This window comes from Xanthomonas sp. SHU 199, from assembly GCF_000364665.1.
Taxonomy (GTDB): Bacteria; Pseudomonadota; Gammaproteobacteria; order Xanthomonadales; family Xanthomonadaceae; genus Xanthomonas_A; species Xanthomonas_A sontii.
Genome location: NZ_AQOI01000284.1, coordinates 1 through 1,475, shown reverse-complemented (window position 1 = coordinate 1,475; position 1,475 = coordinate 1). Strand labels below are relative to the sequence as shown.

The 1,475-nt window shown below is 71.3% G+C and carries 1 protein-coding gene; it reads left to right on the top strand.

The window, feature by feature from the left end; all coding sequences use genetic code 11:
* Window positions 1-280 precede the first annotated feature (280 nt).
* A partial coding sequence (locus tag D183_RS0110560; RefSeq protein ID WP_017908959.1) for a cation:proton antiporter occupies window positions 281-1,475 on the top strand: 1,195 nt, incomplete at its 3' end.

Genomic DNA, 1,475 nt, shown 5'->3' with positions numbered 1-1,475 from the left:
CCGGGATCGGCCGCCGCCGCGAGACTGCCATGGCGCTGGTGACAGGTCGACCATGAGGGCGCTGCGACGCCGCGCTGCTGGCGCTGCTGGCTGTCTTCAGCGGCGTGTCGCGTTTGCTGCGACATGGCCTGTGCAGCTCGGGGGCTGGGATCGCACGCGGCCTGTGCCATCGCGGTGCGAGCGATTGGCACGCCAGCGCTCCGTGATGGCACAGCACACGGCCGACCCGGCATCATCGCCGCTGCCGCCGCCGGCGGGTCCCACCGGAATCTCCTGCCCGATGAGCCACGAACTGATCTACCTGCTGCTGATCTTCGCCCTGCTGGTGATCCCGCGCGCGCTGCAACGCTTCAAGATGCCGGCGCCGCTGACCTGCCTGCTGTTCGGCATCATCGCGATGCTGGCGATGGGGCCGCGCGCGCACGACCCGGTGGTGACCCTGCTGGCGACGCTCGGCATCTCCTCGCTGTTCCTGTTCGCCGGCCTGGAAGTGGACCCGAAGGCGCTGCGCCGCGGCTTGTGGCCGCTGCTGCTGCACCTGGTGGTGCGTGGCGGCACCCTGTTCGGCGTCGGCTGGCTGGCTTGGCGCTACGCCGGGCTGTCGTGGCAGGCGGCCGGATTGCTGGCGCTGGCCCTGCTGACCCCCTCCACCGGTTTCATCATCGAGTCGCTGGGGCGGCTGGGGCTGGACGAAGAAGAGCGCTTCTGGGTCACCAGCAAGGCCATCGCCGGCGAACTGCTGGCGCTGGCGGCGCTGTTCGTGATCCTGCAGGCCGGCGATCCCTGGCAGATGGGCCTGTCCAGCCTGGCGCTGCTGGCGATGCTGGTCGGCCTGCCGCTGCTGTTCGTGGCCCTGGGGCGCTGGGTGGCGCCGCAGGCGCCGGGGTCGGAGTTTTCGCTGCTGGTGATGGTCGGCCTGATCGCCGCCTACATCACCTATTCGCTGGGCGTGTACTACCTGGTCGGTGCGTTCATCGCCGGGCTGGTGGCGCGGCTGCTGCGCCAGCGCATGCCGCTGCTGGCCTCCGACGAGAACCTGCAGGCGGTGCGCCTGTTCGCCTCGTTCTTCGTGCCCTTCTACTTCTTCAACGCCGGCACCAAGGTGCCGAGCGGGGCGCTGAGCCTGCATGCACTGGGCCTGGGCCTGGCCCTGACCGCCTGCGTGCTGCCGCTGCGCATCGGCATCCTCTGGCTGCAGCGGCGGGTGCTGTTCGGCGAAGGCGCGCGCAGCAGCCTGCGGGTGTCGCTGGCGCTGTCGCCGACGCTGATCTTCACCCTGGTGCTGGCCGGCATCCTGCGCGACCGCTTCGCCATCGCCGACGCGCTGTTCGGCGCCCTGCTGCTGTACGCGGCCCTGACCACGCTGCTGCCGGCGCTGCTGCTGCGCATGCCGTTCGACGTCAGCCCGCTGGAGGCGGCGCCGGCCGCATCGGCAGATCCCGCGTCGGCGCAGGCACCGACGGCGCCGGACGAGC